Source organism: Nocardioides sp. GCM10030259 (assembly GCF_042666375.1).
Classification (GTDB): Bacteria; Actinomycetota; Actinomycetes; order Propionibacteriales; family Nocardioidaceae; genus Nocardioides.
In genome coordinates this window covers 643,873-670,213 of record NZ_JBHTDF010000025.1, presented here as the reverse complement: position 1 = coordinate 670,213, position 26,341 = coordinate 643,873, and the positions used below count along the sequence as shown (strand labels likewise).

Annotated in this window: 23 protein-coding genes, 1 tRNA gene and 1 other RNA gene; 15 read left to right on the top strand and 10 right to left on the bottom strand. The window is 73.5% G+C overall.

Going from position 1 to position 26,341, the window contains the following annotated elements:
• Positions 1-15: 15 nt before the first annotated feature.
• The 4 genes from ACFQQI_RS22660 to ACFQQI_RS22645 form a co-directional block, all read right to left on the bottom strand.
• Positions 16-1,395, bottom strand: coding sequence for a hypothetical protein (locus ACFQQI_RS22660; protein WP_378568842.1), 1,380 nt, complete (start codon positions 1,393-1,395; stop codon positions 16-18).
• Positions 1,392-1,778 carry a WXG100 family type VII secretion target gene (locus tag ACFQQI_RS22655; RefSeq protein ID WP_378568840.1) on the bottom strand — a complete coding sequence of 129 codons (387 nt, stop codon included), beginning with the start codon at positions 1,776-1,778 and terminating at the stop codon, positions 1,392-1,394. The genes ACFQQI_RS22660 and ACFQQI_RS22655 overlap by 4 nt, the downstream gene beginning before the upstream one ends.
• Entirely contained in the window at positions 1,708-3,021 is a 1,314-nt protein-coding gene (locus ACFQQI_RS22650; protein ID WP_378568838.1) for a pyridoxal phosphate-dependent aminotransferase, read from the bottom strand. The genes ACFQQI_RS22655 and ACFQQI_RS22650 overlap by 71 nt, the downstream gene beginning before the upstream one ends.
• A gap of 315 nt (positions 3,022-3,336) precedes the next feature.
• Positions 3,337-4,806 carry an FAD-binding protein gene (locus tag ACFQQI_RS22645; RefSeq protein ID WP_378568836.1) on the bottom strand — a complete coding sequence of 490 codons (1,470 nt, stop codon included), beginning with the start codon at positions 4,804-4,806 and terminating at the stop codon, positions 3,337-3,339.
• A gap of 34 nt (positions 4,807-4,840) precedes the next feature.
• Between ACFQQI_RS22645 and ACFQQI_RS22640 the strand changes: the two genes are divergently transcribed.
• Entirely contained in the window at positions 4,841-5,782 is a 942-nt protein-coding gene (locus ACFQQI_RS22640; protein ID WP_378568834.1) for a redoxin domain-containing protein, read from the top strand.
• A gap of 77 nt (positions 5,783-5,859) precedes the next feature.
• Positions 5,860-7,371, top strand: coding sequence for a potassium/proton antiporter (locus ACFQQI_RS22635; protein WP_378568832.1), 1,512 nt, complete (start codon positions 5,860-5,862; stop codon positions 7,369-7,371).
• 16 nt (positions 7,372-7,387) lie between these two features.
• Here ACFQQI_RS22635 and ACFQQI_RS22630 read toward each other — a convergent pair whose 3' ends face one another.
• The 3 genes from ACFQQI_RS22630 to ACFQQI_RS22620 are packed head-to-tail and all read right to left on the bottom strand — an operon-like array spanning position 7,388 to position 8,425.
• Positions 7,388-7,900, bottom strand: coding sequence for a LytR C-terminal domain-containing protein (locus tag ACFQQI_RS22630; RefSeq protein ID WP_378568830.1), 513 nt, complete (start codon positions 7,898-7,900; stop codon positions 7,388-7,390).
• Complete coding sequence (locus ACFQQI_RS22625; protein ID WP_378568828.1) at positions 7,900-8,196, bottom strand: type II toxin-antitoxin system VapB family antitoxin; 297 nt, start codon at positions 8,194-8,196, stop codon at positions 7,900-7,902. The genes ACFQQI_RS22630 and ACFQQI_RS22625 overlap by 1 nt, the downstream gene beginning before the upstream one ends.
• A 58-nt stretch (positions 8,197-8,254) precedes the next feature.
• The gene (locus ACFQQI_RS22620) at positions 8,255-8,425 is read right to left on the bottom strand and encodes a hypothetical protein (RefSeq protein ID WP_378568826.1); all 171 of its coding nucleotides are present in this window, start codon (positions 8,423-8,425) and stop codon (positions 8,255-8,257) included.
• Between the two features lie 180 nt (positions 8,426-8,605).
• On the opposite strand from ACFQQI_RS22620, the gene ACFQQI_RS22615 reads away from it, so the two are divergent.
• Complete coding sequence (locus ACFQQI_RS22615; protein WP_378568824.1) at positions 8,606-9,055, top strand: nuclear transport factor 2 family protein; 450 nt, start codon at positions 8,606-8,608, stop codon at positions 9,053-9,055.
• A gap of 69 nt (positions 9,056-9,124) precedes the next feature.
• Here the strand turns inward: ACFQQI_RS22615 and eccCa are convergent, their stop codons facing one another.
• A complete protein-coding gene (gene eccCa / locus ACFQQI_RS22610) occupies positions 9,125-13,108 on the bottom strand; it encodes a type VII secretion protein EccCa (protein WP_378568822.1) in 3,984 nt (1,327 codons plus the stop codon).
• Between the two features lie 129 nt (positions 13,109-13,237).
• Between eccCa and ACFQQI_RS22605 the strand changes: the two genes are divergently transcribed.
• From ACFQQI_RS22605 to ACFQQI_RS22570, 8 genes are all read left to right on the top strand, one after another.
• Complete coding sequence (locus tag ACFQQI_RS22605; RefSeq protein ID WP_378568820.1) at positions 13,238-14,602, top strand: hypothetical protein; 1,365 nt, start codon at positions 13,238-13,240, stop codon at positions 14,600-14,602.
• A 194-nt stretch (positions 14,603-14,796) separates the two neighbouring features.
• Positions 14,797-15,117 (top strand): WXG100 family type VII secretion target, encoded by a 321-nt coding sequence (locus ACFQQI_RS22600; protein WP_378568818.1) that lies wholly within the window; start codon positions 14,797-14,799, stop codon positions 15,115-15,117.
• A 28-nt stretch (positions 15,118-15,145) separates the two neighbouring features.
• Positions 15,146-15,442: a WXG100 family type VII secretion target gene (locus tag ACFQQI_RS22595; RefSeq protein WP_378568816.1), complete on the top strand. Its 297-nt coding sequence runs from the start codon at positions 15,146-15,148 to the stop codon at positions 15,440-15,442.
• 109 nt (positions 15,443-15,551) lie between these two features.
• Positions 15,552-16,904 carry a type VII secretion integral membrane protein EccD gene (eccD, locus tag ACFQQI_RS22590; protein WP_378568814.1) on the top strand — a complete coding sequence of 451 codons (1,353 nt, stop codon included), beginning with the start codon at positions 15,552-15,554 and terminating at the stop codon, positions 16,902-16,904.
• 6 nt (positions 16,905-16,910) lie between these two features.
• A complete protein-coding gene (eccB, locus tag ACFQQI_RS22585) occupies positions 16,911-18,341 on the top strand; it encodes a type VII secretion protein EccB (protein ID WP_378568812.1) in 1,431 nt (476 codons plus the stop codon).
• The gene (locus tag ACFQQI_RS22580; RefSeq protein WP_378568810.1) at positions 18,332-19,573 is read left to right on the top strand and encodes a S8 family serine peptidase; all 1,242 of its coding nucleotides are present in this window, start codon (positions 18,332-18,334) and stop codon (positions 19,571-19,573) included. Before eccB ends, ACFQQI_RS22580 begins: the two co-directional genes overlap by 10 nt.
• Before the next feature lie 15 nt (positions 19,574-19,588).
• Positions 19,589-21,280: a hypothetical protein gene (locus ACFQQI_RS22575; RefSeq protein ID WP_378568808.1), complete on the top strand. Its 1,692-nt coding sequence runs from the start codon at positions 19,589-19,591 to the stop codon at positions 21,278-21,280.
• Positions 21,277-22,254, top strand: a complete 978-nt coding sequence (locus ACFQQI_RS22570; RefSeq protein ID WP_378568806.1) for a hypothetical protein — start codon at positions 21,277-21,279, stop codon at positions 22,252-22,254. The genes ACFQQI_RS22575 and ACFQQI_RS22570 overlap by 4 nt, the downstream gene beginning before the upstream one ends.
• Before the next feature lie 56 nt (positions 22,255-22,310).
• Here ACFQQI_RS22570 and ACFQQI_RS22565 read toward each other — a convergent pair.
• Together ACFQQI_RS22565 and ffs are read right to left on the bottom strand one after the other, a co-directional pair.
• Positions 22,311-22,398 (bottom strand) — tRNA-Ser (locus ACFQQI_RS22565).
• A 77-nt stretch (positions 22,399-22,475) separates the two neighbouring features.
• Positions 22,476-22,566, bottom strand: an RNA gene (gene ffs, locus ACFQQI_RS22560) — signal recognition particle sRNA small type.
• Between the two features lie 101 nt (positions 22,567-22,667).
• Here ffs and ACFQQI_RS22555 point away from each other — a divergent pair.
• The 4 genes from ACFQQI_RS22555 to ACFQQI_RS22540 are packed head-to-tail and all read left to right on the top strand — an operon-like array spanning position 22,668 to position 26,307.
• Positions 22,668-24,695, top strand: a complete 2,028-nt coding sequence (locus ACFQQI_RS22555; protein ID WP_378568804.1) for a DNA polymerase III subunit gamma and tau — start codon at positions 22,668-22,670, stop codon at positions 24,693-24,695.
• Between the two features lie 13 nt (positions 24,696-24,708).
• On the top strand, positions 24,709-25,095 hold the full coding sequence (locus ACFQQI_RS22550) for a YbaB/EbfC family nucleoid-associated protein (RefSeq protein WP_378568802.1): 387 nt from the start codon (positions 24,709-24,711) through the stop codon (positions 25,093-25,095).
• An 8-nt stretch (positions 25,096-25,103) separates the two neighbouring features.
• A complete protein-coding gene (gene recR / locus ACFQQI_RS22545) occupies positions 25,104-25,703 on the top strand; it encodes a recombination mediator RecR (RefSeq protein ID WP_378568800.1) in 600 nt (199 codons plus the stop codon).
• Positions 25,696-26,307, top strand: coding sequence for a DUF5063 domain-containing protein (locus tag ACFQQI_RS22540; protein WP_378568798.1), 612 nt, complete (start codon positions 25,696-25,698; stop codon positions 26,305-26,307). The genes recR and ACFQQI_RS22540 overlap by 8 nt, the downstream gene beginning before the upstream one ends.
• Positions 26,308-26,341 lie beyond the last annotated feature (34 nt).

The following is a 26,341-nucleotide window of genomic DNA, read 5'->3' as shown; positions in this document are numbered from 1 at the left end:
CGGCACCAAACCCGGTCAGCGGTCGCGGACGACCTGGAAGACCTGGCTCGTCACGTCGGCGGAGGTGCCGAGGAACCCACGGTCGCGCAGTCCCGCGACCCGGTCGGCGACCGCCGGGTCCGTCGAGGCATCGACGGCGACAGCCCCCGCGCGGTAGGCGTCGAAGCCGTGCGCATCCACAACCGTTGCGTCGTGACCCGTCTCGAACGTCACGGTCACCTGCTCGACGGTGTCGGCGTTGTCGGCGCCGTCGAGCAGGGGTACGACGTCGCCGCGGTGCTCGAGCGACAGCACCCGAACGTCCGAGGGGAGCTCACTCACCTGCGCGGTCGGCGAGCCTGCGGTCACCACGTCGGTGACCGCGATGCCGGTGTCGCGGCCGCCCAGCGCCGCTGCCTCCATGCCGCCCAGCGAGTGGCCGACCAGGAGCACCGGCTCGTCGGGGCGCACGCCGGCCTGGGTGAGCGCCTCCAGGATCCCGCGCTGGTACGCCGTGTCCGCCCCGGCGGCCGAGCGCAGGTCGGTGCCGAGGTCGCGCACGTCGTCGTCCTGCGTCCACGGCCGGGTCGTCAGGTCGTCGGTGCCGGGCAGGTAGACGACGTGCCGCACCCGGTCGGTGCCTGCGTCGAGGGACTGCACCTCGATCGTGCCGTTGGCGGCCGAGTCGGCACCGGGCGACAGGCCCGCGACCTCGGCCAGGTGGTCGACGAGGTCCGCGACCGAGGCGGGCTGGCGGCCGGCGGACCGCACCCGGAGGTCGGGGCGCCGGGTCGTGACCGGCTCGCCGTCGTCGTACGCCGACGCCAGCAGCGCGGTCGTCCCGCGATGGTCGACGACGGTGAGCGGTCCGAGCCCGGTGAGCAGGCCGCCGCTGCCGTTGACGAGGTGCTGCACGGTGCCGGGGTGGCGGAGCAGCCAGCGCTGCAGGTCGGCGCCGAGACGGTCGCGGGCCTCCGGCGGCAGCGTCGACGCCGAGGCGAGGGCCACGGGCCCGGCCAGCCGGAGGGCGAGGCCGGCGAGCAGTCCTACTCGCCAGTCGAGGGCGTCGATCGCGACCCCGGCGGCGACGTCGCTGGCCGCCAGCCCTTCGAGGGCGGCCCGGACGAGCACGGCGGTGGCCTCCCACCCGTAGGAGCCGGGCAGCAACCCGAGCGGGCCGGTCGTCGCTGCCGCCACGGCGGCCTCCGCCTCGGCGAACGTCAGCGGCGACAGCGGCGCAGAGGCCACCAGGTCGGGGTCCCCGAGGACGGCCGCGCCGGACGTCGCCCAGCCGCGCTGCACGTCGGCGGCGGAGTCGAAGACGTCGGCCAGGTCGCGCACCGCGTCGTACGTCGCCTCGATGCTGCCGGACCCGCCCCGGACCTCGGTGATGCGGGCCGGCCCGTCGGCGCTCACGACAGCCCCGGTAGGTCGACCGCGAGCCAGTCGAGGTGGCCGGGTGGCGGTGGTCGGAAGAGCGACAGCAGCTCGTCGACGGGGTTGACGGCGTCGACGAGGTGGATCACCTTCTCCTCGATCGAGGCGATCATCTGCTGCAGCTCGGCCACCCGGTCGGCATGCTGGTCCAGCGCGTCGGCGGCGTCGTCGTGGAGCTGCGCGGCGTGCCGCAGGGCGCCGACCTGGGCGCCGGTGTGGGCCCGCATCGCGTCGGCGGCGAGACCCTCCCACGCGACCGTCTCGATCGCGCCGTCGAGCTGGCCCGCGCTGTCACGGATCTCGCCGGCACGCGCCCGCAGGTGCTGGGCCAGGGCATGGATCGCGGTGGCGTCGCCGTACATGTCGTCCCCCTCCTGCGGCCCGGCGGTCGGGCCGTCGAGGGGGAGCGTCGCCGGGGCGCCGCTGTGGAGAAACGTCAGCGGTCGGCGCTGTGGAGAGCCGCTCGAGCGCCTCCTCGATCTCGGCCCCCGGGCCGGCGAAGCTCATCCGCACGAACCGCGGCCCGTCGACGGTGTCGAAGTCGATCCCCGGCGCCATCGCGACGCCGCTGCGGGCCAGCAGGTCGTGGGTGAAGGCCATGGTGTCGTCGGTGAGGTGCCGGACGTCGGCGTACACGTAGAACGCGCCGTCGGCCGGCGCCAGCTCGGTGATCCCCAGCCGGGGCAGGCCGTCGAGGAGGATGCGCCGGTTCTCCGCGTAGCGGGCGACGTGGCCGTCGAGCTCGGCGTACGACGCCTCGTCGAACGCCGCGAGGCAGGCGCGCTGCGCGATCACCGGCGGGCAGATCGTGAAGTTGCCGGTGAGCACGTCGACCGCACGCCGCAGCCGGTCCGGCACCAGCATCCAGCCGATCCGCCAGCCGGTCATCGAGAAGTACTTGCTGAAGCTCGAGAAGACGACGGCCTCGCGGCTGGTCTCCCAGGCGCTGCGGGCCAGGTGTGGCTGGGAGTACTCGATCCCGTGGTAGATCTCGTCGGAGATCAGCTGGATCTGCTCGTCCTCGCAGTACGCCGCGAGCGCGGCCAGCTCGCTCGGGAGCAGCATCGTGCCGGTGGGGTTGGCGGGGCTGGCGACGACGAGACCCTTGATGTCGCCCACGGCCGCCACCTGCTCGACCGTCGGCTGGAAGCGCGTCTCCGGCCCGGTCGGGATCTCGACCACCTCGCAGCCGAGCGCCGTCAGCACGTTGCGGTAGCAGGGGTAGCCGGGCCGCGCCATCGCCACCCGGTCGCCGACCTCGAACGCCGCGAGGAACGCCAGCAGGAAGCCGCCGCTGCTGCCCGTCGTCACCACCACCTCGTCGGGGTCGACGTCGATGCCGTGCGCGCGCTTGTGGTGGCCGGCGATCGCCTCACGCAGCTCGAGGATGCCCGTCGCCGGGGTGTAGCCGAGCGGGTCGCCGGAGTCGAGCAGCCGTTTGGCCTCCTCCCGCACCGGCGCCGGCGCCCCGGTCATCGGCTGGCCGGCCAGCAGGTTGATCATGTCGCCGTGGGTGCGCTGCCGAGCCGCCGACGCCGCCAGCAGGTCCATCACGTGGAACGGGGGCACGTTCGCCCGGCTGGCCACCTGGAAGCGGTCGGTCATGGGGCGAGGCTACGCGGCGCAGGCACGGTGGTTGAGGAGGGACGAAGTCCCGTCTCGAAACCACCCGACTGTCGGTATGGGCGCCGAATCTCGACGACACGGTGGTTGAGGAGGGACGAAGTCCCGTCTCGAAACCACCCCTGCGCCGACTGTCGGGCTCGAGCCCGACTCGCGTCTCACCGGGTTTCGAGACGCGTCGCTCAGCCCGTCGCTCCGCTCCGGTCTGAGCCGACGCTCCTCAACCTTCGCCGCTACTCGCTGCCCTCGCGAGCTCGGGCAGCGGCGGCTCGACCCGACGCTCCTCGACCTTCGCCGCTACTCGCTGCCCTCGCGAGCTCGGGCAGCGTGCCGTCCCGCCCGCCGGCCGAAGAACGACCCCTCGCCGAGCTGGGTGCCGGAGCAGTAGCCCTTGCCGTCCTGGGCGATGTTCGACGCGCAGGCGCCGGCGGCGTACAGGCCGGCGACGACCGACCCGTCGGGACGCAGCGCCTCGCCGTCCACCGACACCCGGATCCCGCCGAGGGTGAAGCCGGCGTACATCGCGTGCCCGAGCCGCAGGTCGAAGACCGCCCACGGGCCGGTGCCCTGCGGCGCCAGCCACTCGGGCGCCTTGTGGAAGTCGAGGTCCTCGCCGGCGGCCGCCATCTTGTTGTAGCGCTCCAGCGTCGCGTCGACCGAGCCGGCGGGCAGGCCCAGCGCCGACTCCAGCTCCGGGATCGTCTCGAAGCCGTCGATGAGCGGCACCAGCGGGAACTTGGGGTACTCCACGTGCTCGCTGTCGACGATCAGGTACGCCGCGTGGTCCTCCTGCTCCATCACGAACTGCGACGTCCGCGAGTGGTAGCAGTCCTCGGCGACGAACCGCTCGCCCCGCTGGTTGACGATGAAGCCCGTCATCAGCGACGACGGCGGGTAGAACGGCGCCGTGATGAACGGCTCCTCCATGTGCTTGAGCTCCGCGCCGGCCGAGGCGCCGAGCCGGATGCCCAGGCCGTCGTCGTACGTCGAGCCCAGGGTGAACGGCTTCTCGGCGAGCGAGGGCGTGTACGCCGCGACCATGTCGGGGTTCATCACGAAGCCGCCGGCCGCGACCACCACGGCCGACGCCGCGACCGCCCCGGTCCGGTCGAACGACCGCCAGGCGACGCCGACGACGGCGCCGTCCTCCACCACGAGGTTCGTCGCGCCGGTCTCGTAGCGGACCTCGACGCCCGCCTCCTCGACCCGGGCGCGCAGCAGGTCCATCACCATCCTGGTGCCCTCGGTGTCGCCCGGCACCGGCACCTTGTGGCCGCGGGGCGCGGGTACGGCCTGCTCCTTGAACGGCCACACCTTCTCGTTGCCGGTGAACATCAGCCCCTGCGTACCGGGCTGGATCACGGCCTTCTCGGGGTAGTACGAGCGCTCGAACTCGAAGCCGAGCGCCTCAAGCCAGTCGAAGTGCTCGACCGACCCGTCGCAGTAGGCGCGGATCTTCTCGTGCTCGGGGTCCTTGGAGACCGCGACGAGGTACTCGTACATCTCGTCGGGGGAGTCCTCCCAGCCGGTCGCCTGCTGCACCGCAGTGCCGCCGCCGAGGTAGAAGTGGCCGCCCGACATCGACGACGTGCCGCCGTGGACGGCGGCGCGCTCCAGCAGCAGCACCCGGGCGCCCGCCCGGGCCGCCTCGAGCGCAGCGCAGCCGCCGGCGATGCCGAAGCCGACGACGACCACGTCGTACGACGCGGCCCCGTCGAGGACGGAGGCGTCGAGGACGTCGGGTACGGCGGTGCCGGGGGCGCTCATGCGACAAATCTAGAACAAGTTCCAGTTCCGTGCGATGCTGACCGGCGTGGTGATCCTCATCGACCTCGATGGCCGCGAGCACGAGGTCACGGTCAAGGACGTCGGCCTGTGCTGGGGCGACGTGTGCATCCCGCAGGCCGGGATGGACGACCTCGACGAGTGGGCGACCCGGTCCGGGCACCTCCTGGTCCGGGACGGCGACGTCGTCGCGCTCGCGCCCTCCGCCGAGACCCACCACCGTGACACCGCCGACGGGCGCGCCCCGGAGCTCACGCTCGACGACGTCGACGGCAACCCGGTCAGCTTCGACGACCTCTCCGGGCACAAGCGGGTCCTGGTCACCTGGGCGTCGTGGTGCGGCTGCCGGCACGAGCTGGCCGGCTGGCAGCGGCTGCAGGACGAGCTCGCCGACGCCGGTCTCCGGCTCTTCTCGGTCGCGCTCGACGCCGACCCCGAGGACAGCCGGCCCTGGATCGACGCGGCGTCCCCGACATACCCCGTCGCGGTCGACACGGCCCACGTCACCGCCGAGAGGTACGGCATCACCAACGTGCCGTCGGTGGTGTGGGTCGACGAGCACGACCGCATCGTCAAGCCGCCGACCATCGCGCCCGGCGACGACCAGTTCGTCGAGTTCACCAGGATCAGGGCCGAGCAGCACCACGACCTGCTGCGTGCGTGGGTGCGCGACGGCGTGCTTCCGGAGAGCGCGAGCACCGAGCGGCCGGCGCGCACCGACGACGAGCAGCGCGCGCTCGCGCACCGCCGGATCGCCGCGCACCACCAGCGCGCCGGCGACACCGAGGCGGCCCGGGTGCAGCTCGCCCGCGCGCAGGAGCTCGCCCCGTGGGACTGGACCGTGCGCCGCGGCGGCATCGCGATGACCGGCGGAGACCCGTTCCTGGGCGAGGAGTTCACGTCGTTCTGGGAGGAATGGGACGCGTCCGGGCGTCCCGGGTACACCCCGACCACGTGAGGCGGGACGGCGCGTTCGGCCGGGCGGACCACCGATAGACTGCGGACCCGCCGCCCCGACGATCGCCGAGGTGACACGTGTCGTTCGACGTGCATGAGTTCGACACGTTCGTGCTCGTCGGATCTGCGGTCACCCTGCTGGCGATCCTCGCCGTGCGGGTCTCGTCGAAGGCCGGCTTGCCCAGCCTAATGATCTACCTGCTCATGGGCGTGGCGCTCGGGGAGTCGGGCCTCGGCATCCCGTTCGAGGACGCCGAGCTCGCCCACGCACTCGGGTTCGCGGCCCTGGCGATCATCCTGGCCGAGGGTGGTCTGACGACCAGCTGGCACGACATGCGGGACACGATCCGCCTCGGCCTCTCCCTCGCGACGATCGGCATCGCCATCTCCGTCTGCGTCGTCGCGGTCGGCGCCCACTACGTCCTCGGGATCCCTTGGGAGCTCGCGGTCATCCTGGGCGCGGTCACCTCGCCGACCGACGCGGCAGCGGTGTTCTCGGTGCTGCGCGTGGTGCCGCTGCCGAGACGGCTCACCGGAACCCTGGAGGCCGAGTCCGGGCTCAACGACGCCCCGACGGTCGTGCTCGTGACGCTCGTGTCGACCGGCGCGATCGACGACCACGGGCTGGTCGTGACGCTCCTGATCATCGCCTACGAGCTCGCGGCCGGCACCGTCATCGGCCTGGTCGCGGGCTTCGGTGGCGCGTGGGTGATGCGCCGCGCCGCCCTGCCGTCGTCCGGCCTCTACCCACTGGCCGTGCTCACCTTCGCCTTCCTCGGGTACGGCGCCGCGACGTTCGTCCACGCCTCCGGGTTCGCCGCGGTCTACCTCGCCGCGCTGGTCCTCGGGAACATGGAGCTGCCCCACCGCCAGGCGACCCGGTCGTTCGCCGAGGGCGTCGCCTGGCTCGCCCAGATCGGGCTGTTCGTCATGCTCGGCCTGCTGCTCTCCCCGGGCCGCATCACCCTCGAGATCGTCGGCCTCGCCGTCGCCGCCGGACTCGTCCTCACGCTCCTGGCCCGCCCGATCTCGGTCGTCGTCAGCTCGTTGGTGCAGCCGATGCCGTGGCGGGAGCTCTCGTTCCTGTCGTGGGCCGGGCTGCGCGGCGCCGTGCCGATCGTGCTCATGACGATCCCGCTCGCCGAGGGCGTGGACGAGGCGACGAAGCTCTTCGACATCGTCTTCGTCATGGTCGTCATCTACACGCTCCTCACCGGGCCGACGCTGCCGCTGGCCGCCCGCGTGCTCAAGGTCGCGCGCCGGTCGGAGCCGCGCGGGCTCGAGGTGGAGGCGGCCCCGCTCGAACGGGTGGCCGCCGACCTGCTCCAGGTGACGATCAGCCCGGTCTCGAAGATGCACGGCGTCGAGGTGGGCGAGCTCCGTCTCCCGGCGGGCGCCTCGGTGTCGATGGTGATCCGCGAGGGCGAGACGCTCGTCCCCGAGCGCCGGACCGTGCTGCGCCACGGCGACGACCTGCTGGTCGTGACGCCGCGCCGCCTGCGCGAGCAGACCGAGGAACGGCTGCGCCAGGTCAGTGCCCACGGCCGGCTGGCCCAGTGGCTGGGCGACCGCGGACGCCGTACGCGCTGAGCCGGCTGGGGCCCGCTCAGCCGACGGGTGGGCTGCAGACCCGGGTGTCGGACGCGACGGTCACCGACGCCGGCGCGCCCCTGGCGAGCCCGGTGGAGGAGTAGTCGTCGCCGACGATGACGGTGATGCCGGCGCCGATGCCGTCCCGTCGCTCGATCTCGACGTCGCCGCCCAGGTGGCTCGCGACCAGCTGGACCGCCGGGCTCTCGGGCTCGGTGGTCCAGATCGCGGCCCTGCGCACCTTCGCCGAGGTCGCGTTGCCGGAGGTGCCCTCGCTGAAGCCGGCGTCGACGAAGAGCTGCATCGTGCGGCCGGCCAGCCCGCTGCGCTGGCCGGCGTTGAAGACGCTGACGGTGACCTGCTGCGGGTAGAGCTCCGACCCGGCATCGACCGCCGTCGGCACGCAGACCGCGCTGTCGACCTTCGCGGGCAGGGGCTCGGTCGCGGCGTTCCAGCCCCACACCGCAGCGAGGACCACCAGCGCACCGAGGACCGCCAGGGTGGTCGTCGTCCTGGCGGCCTGGATCATCAGCTCTCCACGGTGTGCACGCGTGCGTGCAGGACGTGGCGCTGCTGCAGCGCGGCCCGCAGCGCGCGGTGCAGGCCGTCCTCGAGGTAGTACTCGCCCTGCCACTCGACGACGTGCGCGAAGAGGTCGCCGTAGAACGTCGAGTCCTCGTCGAGCAGCGCGGCCAGCTGCAGGGTGTCCTTCGTCGTGACGAGCTGGTCGAGGCGCACCTGCCGCGGCGGCACGTCCGCCCAGGCCCGGGACGAGAGCCCGTGGTCCGGGTACGGCCTGCCGACGCCGACGCGCTTGAAGATCACGCCGCGACTATAACTACGCGACGGAACGGTCCCCCGGGTCGTGCCGGATCTCGCCGACTCAGGCGGACCAGCGGATGGCGTCGTCGAAGTAGTCGGCGAAGGCGTGCACGCCGCGCAGCGCGGGCCGCTCCTCGAGGAGCGAGGTCAGCGCCGCTGCGTGCCGGACGCGGAGCGGCGTGCGCAGGGTGGGCACGAGGTCGAGGTCGGTGCGGTGGTGCCGGTCGTCCATGAGCTGTCTCCTGATCGAGTGTGTGATCGGGCGGTGCGTGGCGACGGCTCGTCGGTGGATGGAACGGCGCGTCCGGACCAGCGTGGCGCGCTCGTGTCGCCGGCAGATTGACGCCGGGTTACGGCCGGGTCAAACGTTGGGGGTGCCGCGCGGGCCAAAACTGGAATACGTTCTAGTTTTGTGGACGACATCACCGCGATCAGCCAGCTGAAGTACCGCTACCTGCGCACCCTGGACACCAAGGACTGGGACGGCTTCGCCGCCTGCTTCCTCCCCGACGCGACCGGGGACTACAACGGCCTGGTCTTCGACGACCGGGACGCGCTCGTGTCCTACATGCGCACCAACCTGGGCGAGGGCATGCTGACCATGCACCAGGTGCACCACCCCGAGATCGAGGTCGACGGCGACACCGCCACCGCCACCTGGTACCTGCAGGACAAGGTCGTCGTCCCCGCGTTCAAGTTCATGCTCGAGGGCGCGGCGTTCTACTCCGACCGCTACGCGCGCACGCCCGACGGCTGGCGGGTCGCCCACACCGGCTACCGGCGTACCTTCGAGATCACCTACGACCTCGCGGACCTGCCCGGCGCGAAGGTGAAGGGGCCCGGGGAGCACACGCACGCCTGAGGGACGAAGTCGCGACCGGCGTGTCGAGGCCCGGTGAGATAGCCGGCAACGTCGTTCGCGCCCACACCCCTACAGCGACGGCTCCCGCCAGGCCGCCTGCACGACCTCGACACCGCGGTCCCGCGTGACCAGCCGGCCGCGGCCGGCCGGGGCGGGCAGCGGCTTCTGGTTGCCGAGGAGCGCGCCCTCGTCGGGGCTCCCGGACAGCAGCAGGCCGGGCATGGCGAGGTCGCGCAGCGACTGGATGACGGGCTCGTACAGAGCGCGGGACGCGCCGCCCGAGCGGCGGGCCACCACGACGTGCAGGCCGACGTCGCGCGCCTGGGGGAGCAGCGGGACCAGGGCGTGCAGCGGAGACCCCTGCTGGGTCGCGACCAGGTCGTAGTCGTCGACGAGCACGAAGACCTCGGCGCCGGTCCACCACGAGCGGTTGCGCAGCTGCTCGGGGGTGACGTCGGGGCCGGGGAGCCGGCCCTCGAGGTACGCCGCGAGGTCGCGCAGGGCGGGCTGGGCCTGGGTGCCGGACGTGAGGTAGTTGAGCAGGTACTCATCCGGCACCTCGCCCAGCAGCGAGCGCCGGTAGTCGACGACGACCAGCTGGGCGTCCTTGGGCGTGCGGGTCCGCATCACCTCGTCGGCGTACGCCCGCAGGATGCTGCTCTTGCCGGACTGGCCGTCGCCGAAGACCAGCAGGTGCGGCTCGACGTCGACGTCGAGCGCGACGGGCCCGAGGTCCTTCTCCGCGACGCCGAGCAGCACGCCGCGGCCGGTGTCCTCGGCCTGCGAGCGGACGTCGTCGAGGGTGATCAGCTCGGGCAGCAGCCGCAGCTTCGGCCCGGTCGGACCGGTCCACGCCGAGCCGACCTGCTTGAGCAGGTCCTCGACGCCGTCGCCGAGCGTGTCGGCGTCGGACATGCCGTCGATGCGGGGGAGCGCGCCGAGGAAGTGCAGCTTGCTCTGCACGAGTCCGCGGCCGGGCCGGCCGGTCGGCACGAGCGCCGCGATCTTGCGGTCGATCTCGGAGTCCATCGGGTCGCCGAGCCGCAGCTCGAGCCGGGTGCCGAAGAGGTCGCGCATCGCGGCGCGGAAGTCGGCCCACCGGGCCGCGCCGACCAGCACGTGCAGGCCGTAGGTGAGGCCCCGGGTCGCGAGCTGCTGGATCTCGGACTCGAGGTCGTCGAAGTCGGCGCGCAGGGTGCTCCAGCCGTCGACGACGAGGAACACGTCGCCGTACCCGTCGTCGGTGCGCCCGGCCGCGCGCCGTGAGCGGTAGGTCTCGATCGAGTCGATGGCGTGGGCGCGGAAGTGGGCCTCGCGCCGGTCGACGATGCCGCGGACCTCGGCGATGATCCGGCGTACGACGTCGGGCTCGGCGCGCGTGCCGACACCGGCGACGTGCGGGAGGCTCGCGAACGGCGCGAACGTGCCGCCGCCGAAGTCGAGCACGAAGAACTGCGACTCCAGCGGCGTGGTCGTCAGCGACAGGCTGGTCACCATCGTGCGCAGCAGCGTGCTCTTGCCGCTTCGCGGGCCGCCGACGACCGCGGCGTGGCCGCCGGCGCCGGACAGGTCGACGGTGAGCGTGTCGCGGCGCTGCTCGCGGGGACGGTCGACGGTGCCGAGGGGTACGACGAGCCCGCCGAGCCTCCGCCACTGCTCGGAGATCAGGCCGTGCCGGCTGGTCGGGGCGAGGTCGCCCATGAGCTGGTCGAGCGTGTCGGGCGCGTCGAGGGGCGGCAGCCAGACCTGGTGGGCCTCCGGGCCGTGCCCGACCATGTGCCGCACGGCGATCGAGAGCAGCGACTCGCCGTCCTCGGGAGCCGGCTGCGCCGGCTGCGGCTCCGGCGCGGGCTCGGCGATCTCGAGGCTCTGCACCTCCGAGATCGTGAACGGCAGGATGCCTCGCACGTGGCCGCCCTCGTCGCGCTGCACGTGGGCCACGGCGGTGCTGGGCGGGCCCGAGACGTACGCCGCCTTGAACCGCAGCATGGTCGTCGGGTCGGGCTTGAGGTAGCCGAGGCCGGGGTCGGGCGGCAGCTCGTAGGCGTCGGGAACGCCCAGCACGGCGCGCGACTCGGTAGCACTGAACGTGCGCAGGCCGACCCGGTAGGAGAGGTGCGACTCGAGGCCGCGCAGGCGACCCTCCTCCAGGCGCTGCGAGGCGAGCAGGAGGTGCAGGCCGAGCGAGCGGCCGAGGCGGCCGATGGCGACGAAGAGGTCGATGAACTCCGGCTTCGCCGACAGCATCTCGGAGAACTCGTCGACGACGACGAAGAGCGACGGCAGCGGCGGCAGGTCCTCACCGGCGGCCCGCGCCTTCTCGTAGTCGCGGACCGACGCGAAGTTGCCGGCGTCGCGCAGCATCTCCTGGCGGCGCACCATCTCGCCCGAGAGCGCGTCCTGCATGCGATCGACGAGCGTGAGCTCCTGGGCGAGGTTGGTGATGACCGCCGAGACGTGCGGCAGGTCGGACATGCCCGCGAAGGTCGCGCCGCCCTTGAAGTCGACGAGGACCATGTTGAGCTGCTCGGGCGAGTGGGTCATCGCGAGCCCGAGCACCAGAGTGCGGAGGAACTCGGACTTGCCGGAGCCGGTCGCACCGATCACCAGGCCGTGCGGGCCCATGCCCTGCTGGGCGGACTCCTTGATGTCGAGGTGGACGAGCGAGCCGCCCTCGCCGAGGCCGATCGGCACCCGCAGCCGGTCGCGGGACGGCCGGGGCCGCCACGCACGCATCGGGTCGAAGGAGTGCACGTCGCCGAGCGCCAGCAGCTCCATGAAGTCGCTCGGGGCTGCGATCTCGCCGCTCGACTCGACGATCCCGGCCGCGACGGTGTGCAGCGGGGTCAGCCGCCGCGCGAACGCCTCCGCGGTCGCCAGCGGGCAGGCGTCGGCCCGCGCCCGGATCGGCTCCTCGCGCAGCCGCAGGGCGAGGATCGCGTGGCGGCCCTGCGCGTCGGGGGCGGCCGCGTCGTCGAACTGGATCCGCAGCCGGGTCGGGTCCTCGAGCTCGTCCCAGCGGGCGGGCAGGTCGACGAGGGTGACGCCGTGCAGCCCGTCCGGAGGTACGACGTGGTTGCCCGGCGGCAGCTCGCCGCCGTCGATGACCAGCAGCAGGTGCGGGGTCGCGGTGCGCTCGTCGGCGCCGAACCGCGGGCGGTCCGCCAGGTCCGCGGGCAGCAGCCCCGCGAGCTCGTCGAGCGACGTCGAGACCATCCGCATCGGGCCGACAGCGTCGGACTGCCGGGCGCTGTGGGCGTGCGGGAGCCACTTGACCCAGTCCCAGTGGGCGAGGTTCTGCTCGGAGGCGAGCACCGCGACCGCGACGTGCTCGGGGGCGTGGAACGCCGTCGCCGAGCAGATCAGCGACCGGGCGAGCGACCGCGCCGGCTCCTCCGGGCCGCAGACCTCGACGCGGTCGAACGCGCGCAGGTCGATCGAGGCCGGCAGGTCCGGCTGGAGCCGGTGCACGACCAGCAGGCGGTGCAGCGCCGACGCTGCGGCCGGGTCGACCTGGTCGATCGGCGTGCTCTCGGGCGGCACGAGCTCCAGCGCGAGCGGCTGCGCGCACACGCCGTACCGGACCTGGAGGAAGCCGGGGTCGGACGTCGTGTGCTCCCACAGCCGCGACCGCTCCTCGGCGAGCGCGGGCAGCGAGGCCGGCGCCGGGTGGTGCCAGGTCAGCGCGCGGCGCTGCTGGTCGGCGGCGTCGCGGGCGAGCTTGCGGACGTTGGCGAGGTAGCGCAGGTACTCCGTGCGGGAGCCGGTCACCTGCTGGGTGCGCTGCTTCCGCTGCCGGTCGAGCTGGACGACGATGAAGCCCAGGGTGGCGAAGAGGAACATGCCGGCCGCAATGAACGCGCGGCCGCCGCTCGCCCGGCCCATGGTCGCCACGAGCACGATCGAGCCGAGGCTGCCGAGCATCGGGATGGCGTTCATCAGCACGCCGCTCGCGCCCTCGTTGGGCTCGATCTGCGGCGGTGGCTGGAGCACGAGCTGGCCGGACGGCATCTCCGGTTCGTCCAGGCGCGTGCCGCGCAGCGTCGTCGTCAACGCGTCCCCCTCCGTGCTGGGCCGGGCCGGTCCGGCAATTCCGTTGGACCAACTACCCCGCTTGAGGGTGGTTGACGCATCGGTTCTCGGGGGAAGAGCAGTCCGAGCGACGAGCAAGGGGGATGAGAGGTGTCCAACGCGACCGCCGACCTGGCGCTGAGCGTGCACGGACCGGTCGGGGTTCTCGACCTGGTCGTGCCCGCGGGTGCTTCCGCGGTCGACGTCGCGGCGGAGTACGCCCGGCGCGCGGGCCTCTCCACCGTCCCGGTGCTCTGCAGCCGGGTCGGCGTCGTGCTGCCGCCCGACGCGCCGCTGCCCCGTGCGGGCGTGCGCGCGGGCGACGTGCTGGTCGCCACCACCGAGGTCGTCCCGGCGGAGCGCTCGGCCACGCCTCGGGAAGCGGCAGCCCGGACACGCCGGTCCGGCGCGGCGGCCGCGGTCACCGCCGTCGCTGCCGCGGCCGCTGTCGCGTGCGGCTGGGTCGCCGCGATCGCGGACGACGAGCCCCTGCGGCTGGCGGCCGTGCTGGCGCTGCTCGCCGGCGCGCTGATCGCCGTGCTGCCCATCGGCAGGTACGCCGCCGAGCGGGCGGTCGCGGCGCCGGCCTTCGCGGCCGCGGCCGCGGTCGCCGTGGTCTGGGACGCCCACCCCGCCCGGCTGCCGATGGTGCTCGGGCTGGTCGCCCTGGTGGCCGCGCTCGCGGCGGCGACCGCGCGCGCCCTCGGACGCCAGTCCGACGAGCCCCTAAAGGTGTGGATCGTCGCCGGCATCGTGGTCTTCGGCGTCACCGGACTGGCCGCGCTGGCCGGCGCGCCGCCGCCGCTGACCTGGTCGCTGCTGCTGGTGCTCGCGGTGCTGGCCGCGCGCATCGTGCCCGGCCTCGTGATCGACGTCCCCGACCAGTACCTCCTCGACCTCGAGCGGCTCGCGGTCACCGCCTGGTCGGCGCGCGAGCGCTCGGGCGGCAAGCGCGGCCGGTCCGTCGTCTCGCAGTCCGCGGTCACCGTCGTCGCGACCGAGGGCGCCCGACTGCTGACGGCGGCCACCGCCGCGGTCGCCGTGGTCGCGCTCGTCTCCGCGCCACTCCTGCTGGCCACCGCGACGCTGCGGGTCGACCGGATCGGCGCGCGCTGCCTGGTCGGGCTCGCCGGCGCCGCCCTGCTGCTCGCCGCCCGCAGCTACCGCCACCGCGGCGCCCGGGCGCTGCTGCGCACCGCGGGCCTCGGCTGCTGGGTCGCCCTGCTCGTCGCCGTGCTGCCGGTCCTGGGCGACGGCCCGCTCATGGCGCTCGCCGTCTCCGCGACCCTGCTCGGCGTCGTGCTTGTCGTCGTGGCGGTCGCCACCGGACGCGGCTGGCGGTCGGCGTGGTGGGCGCGGCGGGCCGAGCTCGCCGAGAGCTGGTGCGGCGCGCTGGTCGTCGCGTCCGTCGTCGTGTCGTCGGGGTGGTTCCGCGAGCTCTGGGAGCTCGCCAGCCTGTGGGAACTGGGGAACTGAGGTTGACCTGGATCCGCAGCCAGCGCGCCCGAATCGTGGCGCGCAGCAGGCGGAGAGCTGTGGATTCAGGTTTAGCAGGGGGGACCCCGGGTAATCGGGGCCTGTCCGGCTCGGGTATCGGACCGGGCTGACGACCGGATATCGGATCAGTCTCGAGCGGCTTGGACGCCGCCATCGGGGGAAGGAGTGGCGTCATGACCAGCGGCGCACCGGAGATGGGACAGGGTGAGGGCACACTCACCAAGGCGGCCGGCATGGTGGCCGAGGCACGACAGGACTTCCTGACGCTGAGCAAGGGCCTCGAGGGCCAGATCGCGGGCGTGCAGGGCAAGTGGGCCGGTGCCGGCGGCAACGCGTTCTTCGCGCTCCACCAGGCGTGGACGCAGAAGCAGGCCGTGATCACCAATGCCCTCAACGAGTTCGAGGCCTCGCTGACCTCGACCGAGAAGGACAACATGGCCACGGACGACACCCAGTCCGCCAACTTCAACAAGCTCACCGGCCGCCTCGGCTGACCGGAACCGGAACGAAGGAGTGAGTGAGATGTCCGTCGACGGACTCCGCGTCAACCACGCCGGCCTCGAGACCGCGGCCCAGGACCTTGCCGATGCCGTGAAGAAGATCGACGACCGGCTCAACAAGCTGGAGTCGGAGCTCGCGCCGCTGCGCAGCGACTGGACCGGTAACGCCCAGCAGGCCTACGTCGTCGCCAAGACGAAGTGGGACACCGCGATGCAGGAGATGAAGAACCTGCTCCAGGAGACCAGCAACACCGTGCACACGTCGAACGCCGAGTACAGGGGCGCCGACGCGCGCGGTGCCGCCTCGTTCGACATCTGAGTCGGACGCGCGAAGCACACGTCTGGGAGGGGTCGGCGCGCTGCGCCGGCCCCTTTCCTGACCGACAACACGGCTGAGCAGAACAGCAGGACACGGGAGGAGGGGGACGATGAACCATGCGCCGGTGAGCAGCCCCGGGCTGGTGCGTGTCACGGTGGCGTCCGGCACCCGCCGGGTCGACCTCGTGCTGCCCGGCGCCGTCCCCGTCGCCGAGCTGGTGCCCGAGCTGGCCCGCAGCGTCGGCCTCCTCGACGCGGGCACCGTCTACGGCGGCTACCGCCTCGTCACGGCCGAGGGACGCGAGCTCGCTCCCGACGCCGGCCTGGTGAGCCAGGGCATCGAGGACGGCGGCCTGCTGACGGTCGCGGCCGGCGTCGACGACGAGGCGCCCCGGGTCTACGACGACGTGGTCGAGGCGATGACGGATGTCGTCGAGCACGACCTCAAGCCGTGGGAGCCCGCCGCGGGACGGCGTACCGCCCTGTGCGCGGCCGGCCTGCTGATGGCGCTGGGCGCCGTCGCCCTGCTGATCCAGCGCGGCTCGCTGCTCGCCGGCGTCGCGGCCGCGGTGGTCGCCGCCGCGCTGGTGACGGGCGCGATCGTGCTCTCCCGCGCGCAGCGCGAGCCCGAGGCGGCCGTCGCGGTCGCCTGGACCGGCACCCTGTACGCCGCGGTCGCGGGCCTGATGCTCGTGACCGACGACCCCTTCTTCGGGCCACCCGTCGTGGCCGGCGCCGCCGCTGCGATGGGCGCCGGGACGATCTGCCTGCTCGGGCTCGGCGCGGGCCGGACGCTCGTGCTGCCGCCGGTCGTCGCGGGAGCGGTGTTCCTCATCGACGGCCTGCTGCTCGACGTCGCCGACGTCGACCCGGCCGTGGTGTTGACCGTCGCCCTCGTGCTCGTGGTGATCGCGGGCAGCGTGTTCCCCTGGCTGGCGCTCGGCGCCACCGGCACCTCGGTCGACCAGCTCTACAGCGTCGCCGACATCACCGCCGAGCCCCGGCCGGTCGACGCGACCCGGGTCGGCGCCGATGCGCGCGTCGCGCACGAGATCCTCGTGGCGGTCACCGCCACCGTCGGTCTCCTGCTGGTGCTGATCGCCCCGCTCGCCGTGTCCCTCGGGGTCGCCGGCGCGATCCTGGCGGTCACCTGCTGCGCGGCCGTCATGCTGCGCACCCGGCAGTACCGCACCGGGCCCGAGGTGCTCGTCGGCCTGGTCTCCGGGATCCTCGGCCTGCTGTCGACCTCGGTCGCCGCGCTCTGGCTGCAGCCGGATTGGCGGCCCACGGTCGCGGTGCTGCTCGCGGCGGGCGGCGCGCTCCTGCTCGCGGTCACCCTGCTGCCGGCCACGCCGTCCGTGCGCCGCGGCCGACTCGGCGACGTCGCCGAGAGCGTCGCGCTGATCGCACTGCTGCCGCTGCTCGTCGTCGCGGTCGGCATCTTCTCGGCGATCCGGAGCTAGCACCTCATGGCCACCAAGAAGGACCTGGTCGAGGCGTACTCGTTCAGCCGCCGCCGGCTGGTCACCGCCTTCGTGTCCGGCGCACCCGGCGGCCGTGAGGTCGAGCCGGCGCGGCCCGGCCGCTCGATCATCGGCGGCCTCGCCCTGGCCGTGCTGCTCGCGGCCGGCGCCGCGATCGCCGGCGTCTTCTCGCCGACGGCGCCCAGCGACTGGAAGCAGGAAGGGCTGATCATCTCGAAGGACACCGGCGCGGCGTACGTCATCATCGACGACAGCGACGACCCCGAGCTGCGCCCGGTCATCAACTCCACCAGCGCGAAGCTGATCCTCGGCGGCGACGCCGAGCCGATGCTCGTCGAGCAGGAGACCATCGACGAGCAGCGGATCGGCGACGACATCGGCATCTTCGGCGCGCCCGCGAGCGTGCCGACTCCCGGGCTGCTGATCGACGGCGGCTGGACCGCCTGCACCGCGGCCGACACGGGCATCCGGGTGCAGGTCACCGGGGAGCCCGACGTGCTGCCCGCGCCGGCGCAGGGCGTGACGGTCACCAACGGCGGCGACTACTTCGTGGCGTTGCCGCGCGACGACGTCGACGCCACCGTCACCGACCCGCAGGGTGCGGTGCTGCTCCCCGTCGAGCCGCAGGGCAACCAGACCGACAACCTGCTCTCCGCGCTCAACCTCCAGACGACCGGAAGCGCGATCCCCGTCAGCCGCGACTGGCTCAACCTGTTCCCGGTCGGGGCGCCGCTGGACTGGGAGAGCTTCGAGGTGAACGGCTACGGCTCGACGCCGGAGTACGCCGCCGACGACGCCGCCGGCGTGATCGGCGACCACAAGGTCGGCGACCTGCTGGCCGCCGGCGACCAGGTGCTCCTGCTGACCGAGAGCGGGCCGGTGGAGCTCACCGAGTTCGCGGCCACGGCGTACAGCAACCTGGTCGCGCCCGACGAGCGGGTCATCGCGCCGGAGACCGTCGACGCGGCACCCCGCGTGCCCCGCGGCGAGGACCCGCTCGGCGAGACCGGCTGGCCCGACTTCGTGCCGGACGAGCCGATCGACGAGCCCTGTGTGCAGCTCGAGACCGCGCCCGGCGAGACGCCGACCGTGCAGCTGCGCCACCCGGGCGAGTCCTCGAGCGCGGCCGGGGTGCCCGCCGGGGAGAAGGACCCGGTGGTCGCCGCCGGCCGCGGGGCCTACGTGCTCTCCGGCGGGTGGACCGACCCGACGCAGGGCGCGCCGTACTTCATCGACGCCAAGGGCCGCGCCAACCCGCTGGTGGGCGACGGCGCAGCCGACTCGCTCGGCTACTCCGGCCACCCGGTGGTCGTCGTCCCGGACACCTGGGTGGAGCTCTTCGCGTGCGGGGTCAACCTGTCGCGCGACTCCGCGCTCTCGCCGCCGTCCGAGCAGGACGAGTCCGCATGCGGCTGAAGGTCGCCGCGGCGCTGGTCACCGTGGTCGGCGCCTCGCTGACCGTGGCGCCGCCGGCGTACGCCGTCGACAACGTCTGCCTCGGCGTCGACGAGTCGGTCGCGCCCGGCCACACGGGCCGCCCGAGCGCGCCGTACCAGGCCCTCGGGATCGCGTCGGCCCAGCAGGTCGTGCCGCCGCCGGAGGGCACGCCGGTGCGGGTCGCGGTGCTCGGCCCGGGCGTGCGGGGCGGCGCGGTGCCGGTGCACGCGACCGAGGTCCGCGGCGGGTCCCCGGGCGAGATCGAGGACCCGCTCGGCACGGAGGTCGCCGGCCTGGTCGCGGGCGCCGACCGGCCCGACGGGCAGCCGGTCGGCTTCGCCCCGGACGCCGAGATCGTCGACGTCCGCGTCTACGTCGACCCCGCCTCCGACGAGGACTCCGCGCGACCGTCGGCGCCGAACCTGTCCGACGGCCTGCGCTGGGTGGCCGACCGCGCCGGCGAGCTCAACATCAAGGTCGCCGTGGTGCCGTTCGCGGTGCACAAGAACGGCGGGCTCAAGCACGCCGTGAGGATCGCGCAGCAGGCGGGCGTCGTGGTCGTGGCGGCCACCGGCGACCGCCCCGAGGACGGCACCGAGCTCGCAACCGACTTCGCGACCGAGGTGCAGGACCCCGAGGTGCGCACCGAGGACGCCGGTCCCGTGCTGTTCCCGGCCGGCTACCCCGGCGTCGTCGCGGTCAACTCGTCCGGCGACCCGGACGGCGCCTTCGCCAACGTGCTCAAGAACTCCCGGACGACCGTCGCCGCACCGTCGTACGACGCGGTGTCCTACGGGCTCAACGGCAGCACCTGCCTGGTGCAGCCGACGTCGACCGCGGCCGCGGCGGGCGAGGTGGCCGGCGTGCTGGCGCTGCTGTGGCAGCGCTTCCCGAAGGCCGAGCCGGGACAGGTCGTCGCCCGCCTCGTCAACAGCGCCAACGGGACGCCCGACGACCCGACGCCGCTGACGGGCGCGGGCGTGGTGCAGCCCTTCGAGGCGCTCACCCGCCCGCTCGCCCCGGCCGCCGACGGCACGGTCGAGCGGACCGTCGTGCGCGAGGTGCCGCGGGCCCGGGCACCCGCGCCGGAGCCGGAGCCGGATCCGATGGCGGACCTCCGCGAGGACGCGGTGTGGTGGGGCCTGATCGGCGGCGGGCTGCTCGTCATCGCGCTGCTGCTGCGTCCGGTGCTGGCGCGCCGGCGGGCCTGAGGGCAAGGTGCACGGATGACCGACCCGGAGCCGCTCTACCGGCGCATCACGTCGGGCGACGCCGCGGCCGTCCGCGCGCGCGCGACGCTGCTGCGCCAGGTCGCGAAGTCGGTCGACGGGGCCTGCGACGACGTCGACGACGCGACCGGCATCCCGGTGTGGACCGGCGACGGGGCGACCGCGTTCCTGGTGCGGGCGACCGCCGTGTTGCAGGGCGCGGTCGGCGGACGCGCGCTCCAGCTGCAGACCGCCAACGTGGTCGAGCACGTCGCCACGGCGTACGACGCGGCCTGCTCGGCCGCCGACGAGTCGATCGCCTTCTGGCGCAACCGGGCGCCCGACATGCCCGCCCTGCTCGAGGACCTGCTGGCGGCGATGGTGCACACCCAGCTCGCCGGCATCGGCAAGGCCTACGACGGCCAGCTCTCCGCAGCGAGCGCCATCCTCACCGGCGACGCGGCCGATCTCGACCTCGACTCCCTCGACGCCGAGACCCGGGCCTGGGTGGAGCGGGGGCTCGACCGCACCGACGACTGGCTCGACGACTACGGGAGCACCAACGGCCCGCTGATCCCCAACACCAAGGCGACCGGCGACGACCGCGGGCTGACGCCCCAGGGCCTCGGCTACGACCCGGCGACCGGGATGCTGCTCCAGACCTACTACAAGGACGGCGACCCCGCGGTGCTCTCGGTGATCGACCCGCGCACCGGGCAGGAGGTCAACGAGGTCCGGCTGAGCCCGAGTGCGACCGATCCCGACGGCGACATCGGGCACGCCGGCGGCGTGACGGTCGACGGCGACCTCGTGCATGTCAGCTCGGGCGGGAACATCTACACCTACTCGATGGACGCGATCACCCGGGCGCCGACGGGCGAAGCTGTGTCGCCGATCGGCCTGCCGGCCCCGGTCGACGGCGACGCGTCGTACACCGCGTTCAAGGACGGCAGGCTCTACGTCGGCGACTACGACGACGACAGGCTGTACGTCTACGAGCGCGGGCCGGGCGGGTCGTGGCGGCCGGGCTCGCCGGCGTCGTACACGACCCCACCGAAGACGCAGGGCGTCGTCGTGCGCGACGGCGAGCTCGTCTACAGCACCTCGCCCAACCGCACCGACCCGAGCACGATCATCGTGCAGCCCGGGCACGGCGACTACGACGAGGGCTCGGCGTCGGCGTACTCGTTCCCCAACATGGCCGAGGGGATCGTCGAGGTCGACGGGCGGCTGGTCGCGACGTACGAGTCCGGCGCGTCGAAGTACCAGCACGCCGACGGCAGCTGGCTCGAGGGGCTGTTCGGTGGCGACGACGACGACGAGCTGTGGTCGAGCCCGTTCATGACCAGCACGCCGCTCAGCGCGCTCGGGCTCATGCCCGAGGGAGCCGCGGGGGAGCTCGAGGCCGAGCCGAAGAGCCTCACCAGGGCGGCGGCGACGCTCGGTGATCCCGCGTCGGCGCTGAAGAGGCAGGCGGGGATCCTGGAGGGCGTGACACTGCCCGCCCACCTGCTCGGCGACGTGCCGTCGGCGGGTGGCTTCGGCGCCGCCGTCACCGCCCGGGTCGGTGCGGTGGCGGTGAGCACGCGTACGTCGTCGGCGGGTGTCGAGCGGCTGGCCGAGGCGCTCGAGGCCGCGAGCCACCGCTACGTCGCCACCGACGACCACGTGCGTGGGTCGATGAACAGGCTCTCCGGGCGGCTCGGATGAGGCCGATCGCACCGGCTCTGCTCGCGCTCGCGCTCAGCGGCGCGCTGGTGGGGTGCAGCGACTCCGACGGGTCGGGCGGCGGCACCGACTGGCCGTCGGGTGAGGCCGCGGTCGACACGTCCGGCCCGGTCTACGCGATCGGCGACACGGTGCACCTCGGCGACGGCTCGACGGTGACGGTCGGTGCCGGGATCGAGCGGTTCGTGGTCACCGGGGCCGGGATCTTCTTCACGGCGGGCGGCCCGCTCCTCTTCTCCCCGGGCGACGGGACGTCGCGGGAGGTGGCCCCGGACGCCTCCGAGATGAGGGTGTCGGACGATGGCCGCTACCTGATGCTCATGGACATGGAGTCGGGCGAGAAGGACGGCTTCGGGACCCCCCAGGCCGAGGTCGTGGTGGTGGACACCAGCGCCGGCGAGGAGGTGGCCCGCGCCACCGACGAGCTCGGAGATCCCGACTCCGACGACGACCTGGCCGACCTCTACGAGGACGCCGAACCCCGCCTACTGGGGTTCGCCGACGGCGCGGCGTACTACGACGGCGCCGGCGACGTCGTCGCCATCGACCTCGAGACGGGCGACACCACGGTCACCGAGGAGGCCGGGTTCACGGTCGACGTCCCGCCGTACGACGACCGGCTGAGCCCCGACGGTCAGTGGCGCATCGTCGACGTGCAGCCGGCCTACACCGCCCGCGACCGCCTGGTCGCGGAGAGCGGCGCGACGGTGATGCCGTCCGGCGTACCGCCGACGGTCGACCTGCTGTGGTGGGTCGACGACACCACTGCGGCGGGCGTCTCCGTCGACGGCCGCGCGAACGCGTTCGGGTTCACCAAGGGGACCTCCGCGACACTGGTGACCTGCGCGGTCCCGTCAGGGCGCTGCACGGTCGTCGACGGCACCTCGGGCGAGACCGTGCACGTGCCCGAGGGCACCGTCGACCCGACGTCGTTCGAGTTGCCCGACGGGAGCTGACACCGCGTCACATGCGAAGACGGCGCCGGACCGAGGTCGCGACGCCGTCTGTCGACTGGCGGAGGTAGGGGGATTCGAACCCCCGAGGGCGTTAACCCAACCCGCTTTCCAAGCGAGCGCCATAGGCCACTAGGCGATACCTCCGTCGAGGAGGGTACCGGTCGGCGACCGGCCGGAAGAAATCGGGCGGGGCGCGGCAGGCGTCGGGGCCGGGGGCATGAAAAGGCCCCCCGCGCACCCGGCAGAGCTCACTTACCCTTGCTGCCTTCCGGCCCTGGGGGAGTTGGGCGAGGTGCCGCCACACGGGGGGTTGGCCCAGAGTCTAGGTGAGCCGGGGGAGGCGGACCAAGACGGGGCCGTACCGGCCGCTGGCCCCGCTACCGGCTGTCGGTGACGCTGGTTAGGGTTCATGCGTGGAGTCACCCCTCGCCCTCTACCGCCGCTACCGGCCCGAGACCTTCGCCGAGGTCATCGGCCAGGATCACGTGACCGAGCCGCTGCGGGCCGCGCTGGCGAACAACCGGGTCAACCACGCGTATCTCTTCTCCGGGCCGCGGGGCTGCGGCAAGACCACCAGCGCCCGCATCCTCGCCCGCTCGCTCAACTGCGAGCAGGCGCCGGTGGCCGACCCGTGCGGCGAGTGCGAGAGCTGCCGCGACCTCGCCCGCGGCGGGCCCGGCTCGATCGACGTCATCGAGATCGACGCTGCGTCCCACGGCGGTGTCGACGACGCCCGCGACCTGCGTGAGAAGGCGTTCTTCGCGCCGGTGAAGAGCCGCTACAAGGTCTACATCATCGACGAGGCCCACATGGTCACGACGCAGGGCTTCAACGCCCTGCTGAAGCTGGTCGAGGAGCCGCCGCCGCACCTGCGCTTCATCTTCGCGACCACCGAGCCCGACAAGGTGCTGCCGACGATCCGGTCGCGCACCCACCACTACCCGTTCCGGCTGATCCCGCCGCGGCTGCTCTCGTCGTACCTCTCCGAGCTCTGCGACAAGGAGCAGGTCGGCATCGACCCCGCGGCGCTGCCGCTGGTCGTGCGCGCCGGCGGCGGGTCGGCCCGCGACACCCTCTCGGTGCTCGACCAGCTGCTCGGCGGCGCCGGCTCCGCGGGCGTCACCTACGAGCTCGCGACGGGTCTGCTGGGCTACACCCCTGACACGCTGCTCGACGACGTCGTCGACGCGTTCGCGGCCGGCGACGGCGCGGCGGTCTTCGGGGTGGTCGACCGCGTGATCGAGACCGGGCAGGACCCCCGCCGGTTCACCGAGGACCTGCTGCGCCGGCTGCGCGACCTGGTCATCGTCGCGGCCGTCCCCGACGCGCCGGCCACGGGCCTGATCGACGTCTCCGAGGACCAGGGCGAGCGGCTGGTCGCCCAGGCGGCCCGGTTCGGGCCCGCCGAGCTCACCCGCGCCGCCGACATCGTCGCCTCGGGCCTCACCGAGATGCGTGGGGCCACCGCGCCGCGGCTGCTGCTCGAGCTGCTCTGCGCCCGGGTGCTGCTGCCCGGCGCCGACGACGCGACCGACGGCGTGCTGGCCCGGCTCGACCGCATCGAGAAGCGGATGGCGATCAGCGGAGGCGCGCCGACGCCGACCGTCGCGCCGCCCGCCCCGCCGGCCCAGGACCGGCCCGCTCCGCCCGCCGACCGCCCCGCGGCGCCCGACCCGGCGGCCGCCCGTCCGGAGCCGGCCGAGGAGCGCCCCGAGCCCGCCCCGGTCGAGACCCCGGCAGCCGCGCCGGAGCCCGAGCCGGCGCCGGAGCCGGAGCCCGCGCCGACACCCGAGCCGGAGCCCACGCCGGCACCCGCGGCCTCGGGCGGCCTGACGCTGGTCGACGTACGCCGCCTCTGGCCCGACATCGTCGACGCCACCAAGATGCGGCGCCGCCTGGCCTGGATGCACCTGACCCAGAACTGCCAGGTCGTCGCGGTCGACGGTGCGACGCTCACGCTCGGCTTCGCCAACGCCGGCGCGCGCGACTCGTTCGTGAGCGCGGGCTGCGACGACGTGCTGCGCCAGGCCGCGATCGACGTGGTCGGCGCGGAGTGGAAGATCGAGACGATCGTCGACCCGGGCGCCCGGGCCGAGGGCACGCCCACGGTCACCCGGCCCGCCGTCGCCGAGCCGGCCGCTCCCGCGGCGCCGACACCCGAGCCGGCCGCCGCGGCTCCCGAGGACGATGGCGATGCACCGCCGTGGGACCAGCCGGCCCCGCAGGAGCCCGCACCCGGCGCGAGCGCCGCGGCCCGCGAGGCGATCCAGCAGACCCGCGGGGCCGACCACCAGCGCGAGCAGTCCGGGCCCGACTGGGCCTCGGCCGACGCCGACGCCCACCCCGACGACCTCGACGCCGACAACCAGGGCCTGAGCGCCACCGAGCTCCTCCAGCGCGAGCTCGGTGCCCAGACGATCGAGGAGATCCGCCACCAATGAGAGGCACGCAAGCATGAGCCAGAACCCCTTCGACGCCCTGGGTGGCGGCGGATTCGACATGAACGCGCTGCTCCAGCAGGCGCAGCAGATGCAGGAGCAGCTCCAGAGCGCCCAGGAGCGGCTGCAGGAGACGATCGTCGACGGCACCGTCGCCGGCGGCGCGGTGACCGTCAAGGTCAACGGCGTCGGCGAGCTGGTGGGCGTCGAGATCAAGGCAGGCGGCTTCGACGGCAGCGACCCCGACGACCTGGCCGACCTCGGCGACATGGTCGTGGCCGCCTACCGCGACGCGAAGGCCAACGCCGACGCGCTCGCCGGCGAGGCGCTCGGCCCGCTCGCGGGCGGCCTGCCCGGTGGACTCTCCGGGGGCGACAGCACCCCCGGCCAGCTCGGCTTCTAGAGGTCGCGTTGTACGAAGGCATCGTCCAGGACCTGATCGACGAGCTCGGTCGACTGCCGGGCGTGGGTCCGAAGAGCGCCCAGCGCATCGCGTTCCACCTTCTGCAGGCCGACCCGACCGACGTACGCCGGCTCGCCGACGTGCTCATCGAGGTCAAGGCGAAGGTGAAGTTCTGCAGCACCTGCTTCAACGTGTCCGAGGACGAGCAGTGCCGCATCTGCCGCGACCCGCGCCGGGACCCGTCGGTGCTGTGCGTGGTCGAGGAGTACAAGGACGTCGTCGCGATCGAGCGGACCCGCGAGTTCCGCGGCCGCTACCACGTGCTCGGCGGGGCGATCTCGCCCATCGACGGCATCGGGCCCGACCAGCTGCGCATCCGCGAGCTGATGGTCCGGCTCTCCGACGGCAACCTCACCGAGATCATCCTCGCGACCGATCCGAACCTCGAGGGCGAGGCGACCGCGACGTACCTCACTCGCATGCTCAAGCCGCTCGGGTTGCGCGTGACGCGATTGGCGAGTGGACTGCCGGTAGGCGGCGACCTCGAGTACGCCGACGAAGTGACCCTTGGCCGTGCATTTGCAGGGAGGCGTTCCGCGGATGACTGAGAGCCAGACCGACCTCGCCACGCTGGACCCCGAGACCCGGGAGTTCGCGGGCCAGATCGCCGACCAGGTCGAGAGCTTCCTGCTGGCGCTGCGCGCGATCGCCGGCGAGGCCGACGGTGGCCGCGCGATCTCGCTGCTGCTCCTCGAGATCAGCCAGGTGCTGCTCGCCGGCGCCCGGCTCGGTGCGCAGCAGGACTTCACGCCGATCGCTGAGTACCAGCCCGACGTCGGGCCCGAGGCCGACCTCGACGAGATGCGCCTCGCGCTCGCCGACATGCTCGGCGGCGTAGACACCTACGCGTTCGTCTTCGACCCCTACGTGCCGGAGGTCGTGGAGAGCCAGCTCTCCGACGACCTGAGCAGCATCGCCACCGACCTCGAGAACGGCCTGCGCCACTACCGGCTCGGCAACGTGTCCGAGGCGTTGTGGTGGTGGCAGTTCTCCTACGTCTCGTCCTGGGGCAACCTCGCGGGCGCCGCGCTCAACGCGCTGCTCTCGATCGTGTCCCACGACCGGCTCGACGCCGACCTGCCCGTCGAGGAGGAGGAGCGGCTGGCCGTCGCCGATGAGATGCTCGAATCGGGGGACCCCGGCGCTCGATAGACTCGGTCCTGCAACTTCCCCTCGTACCAAGGAC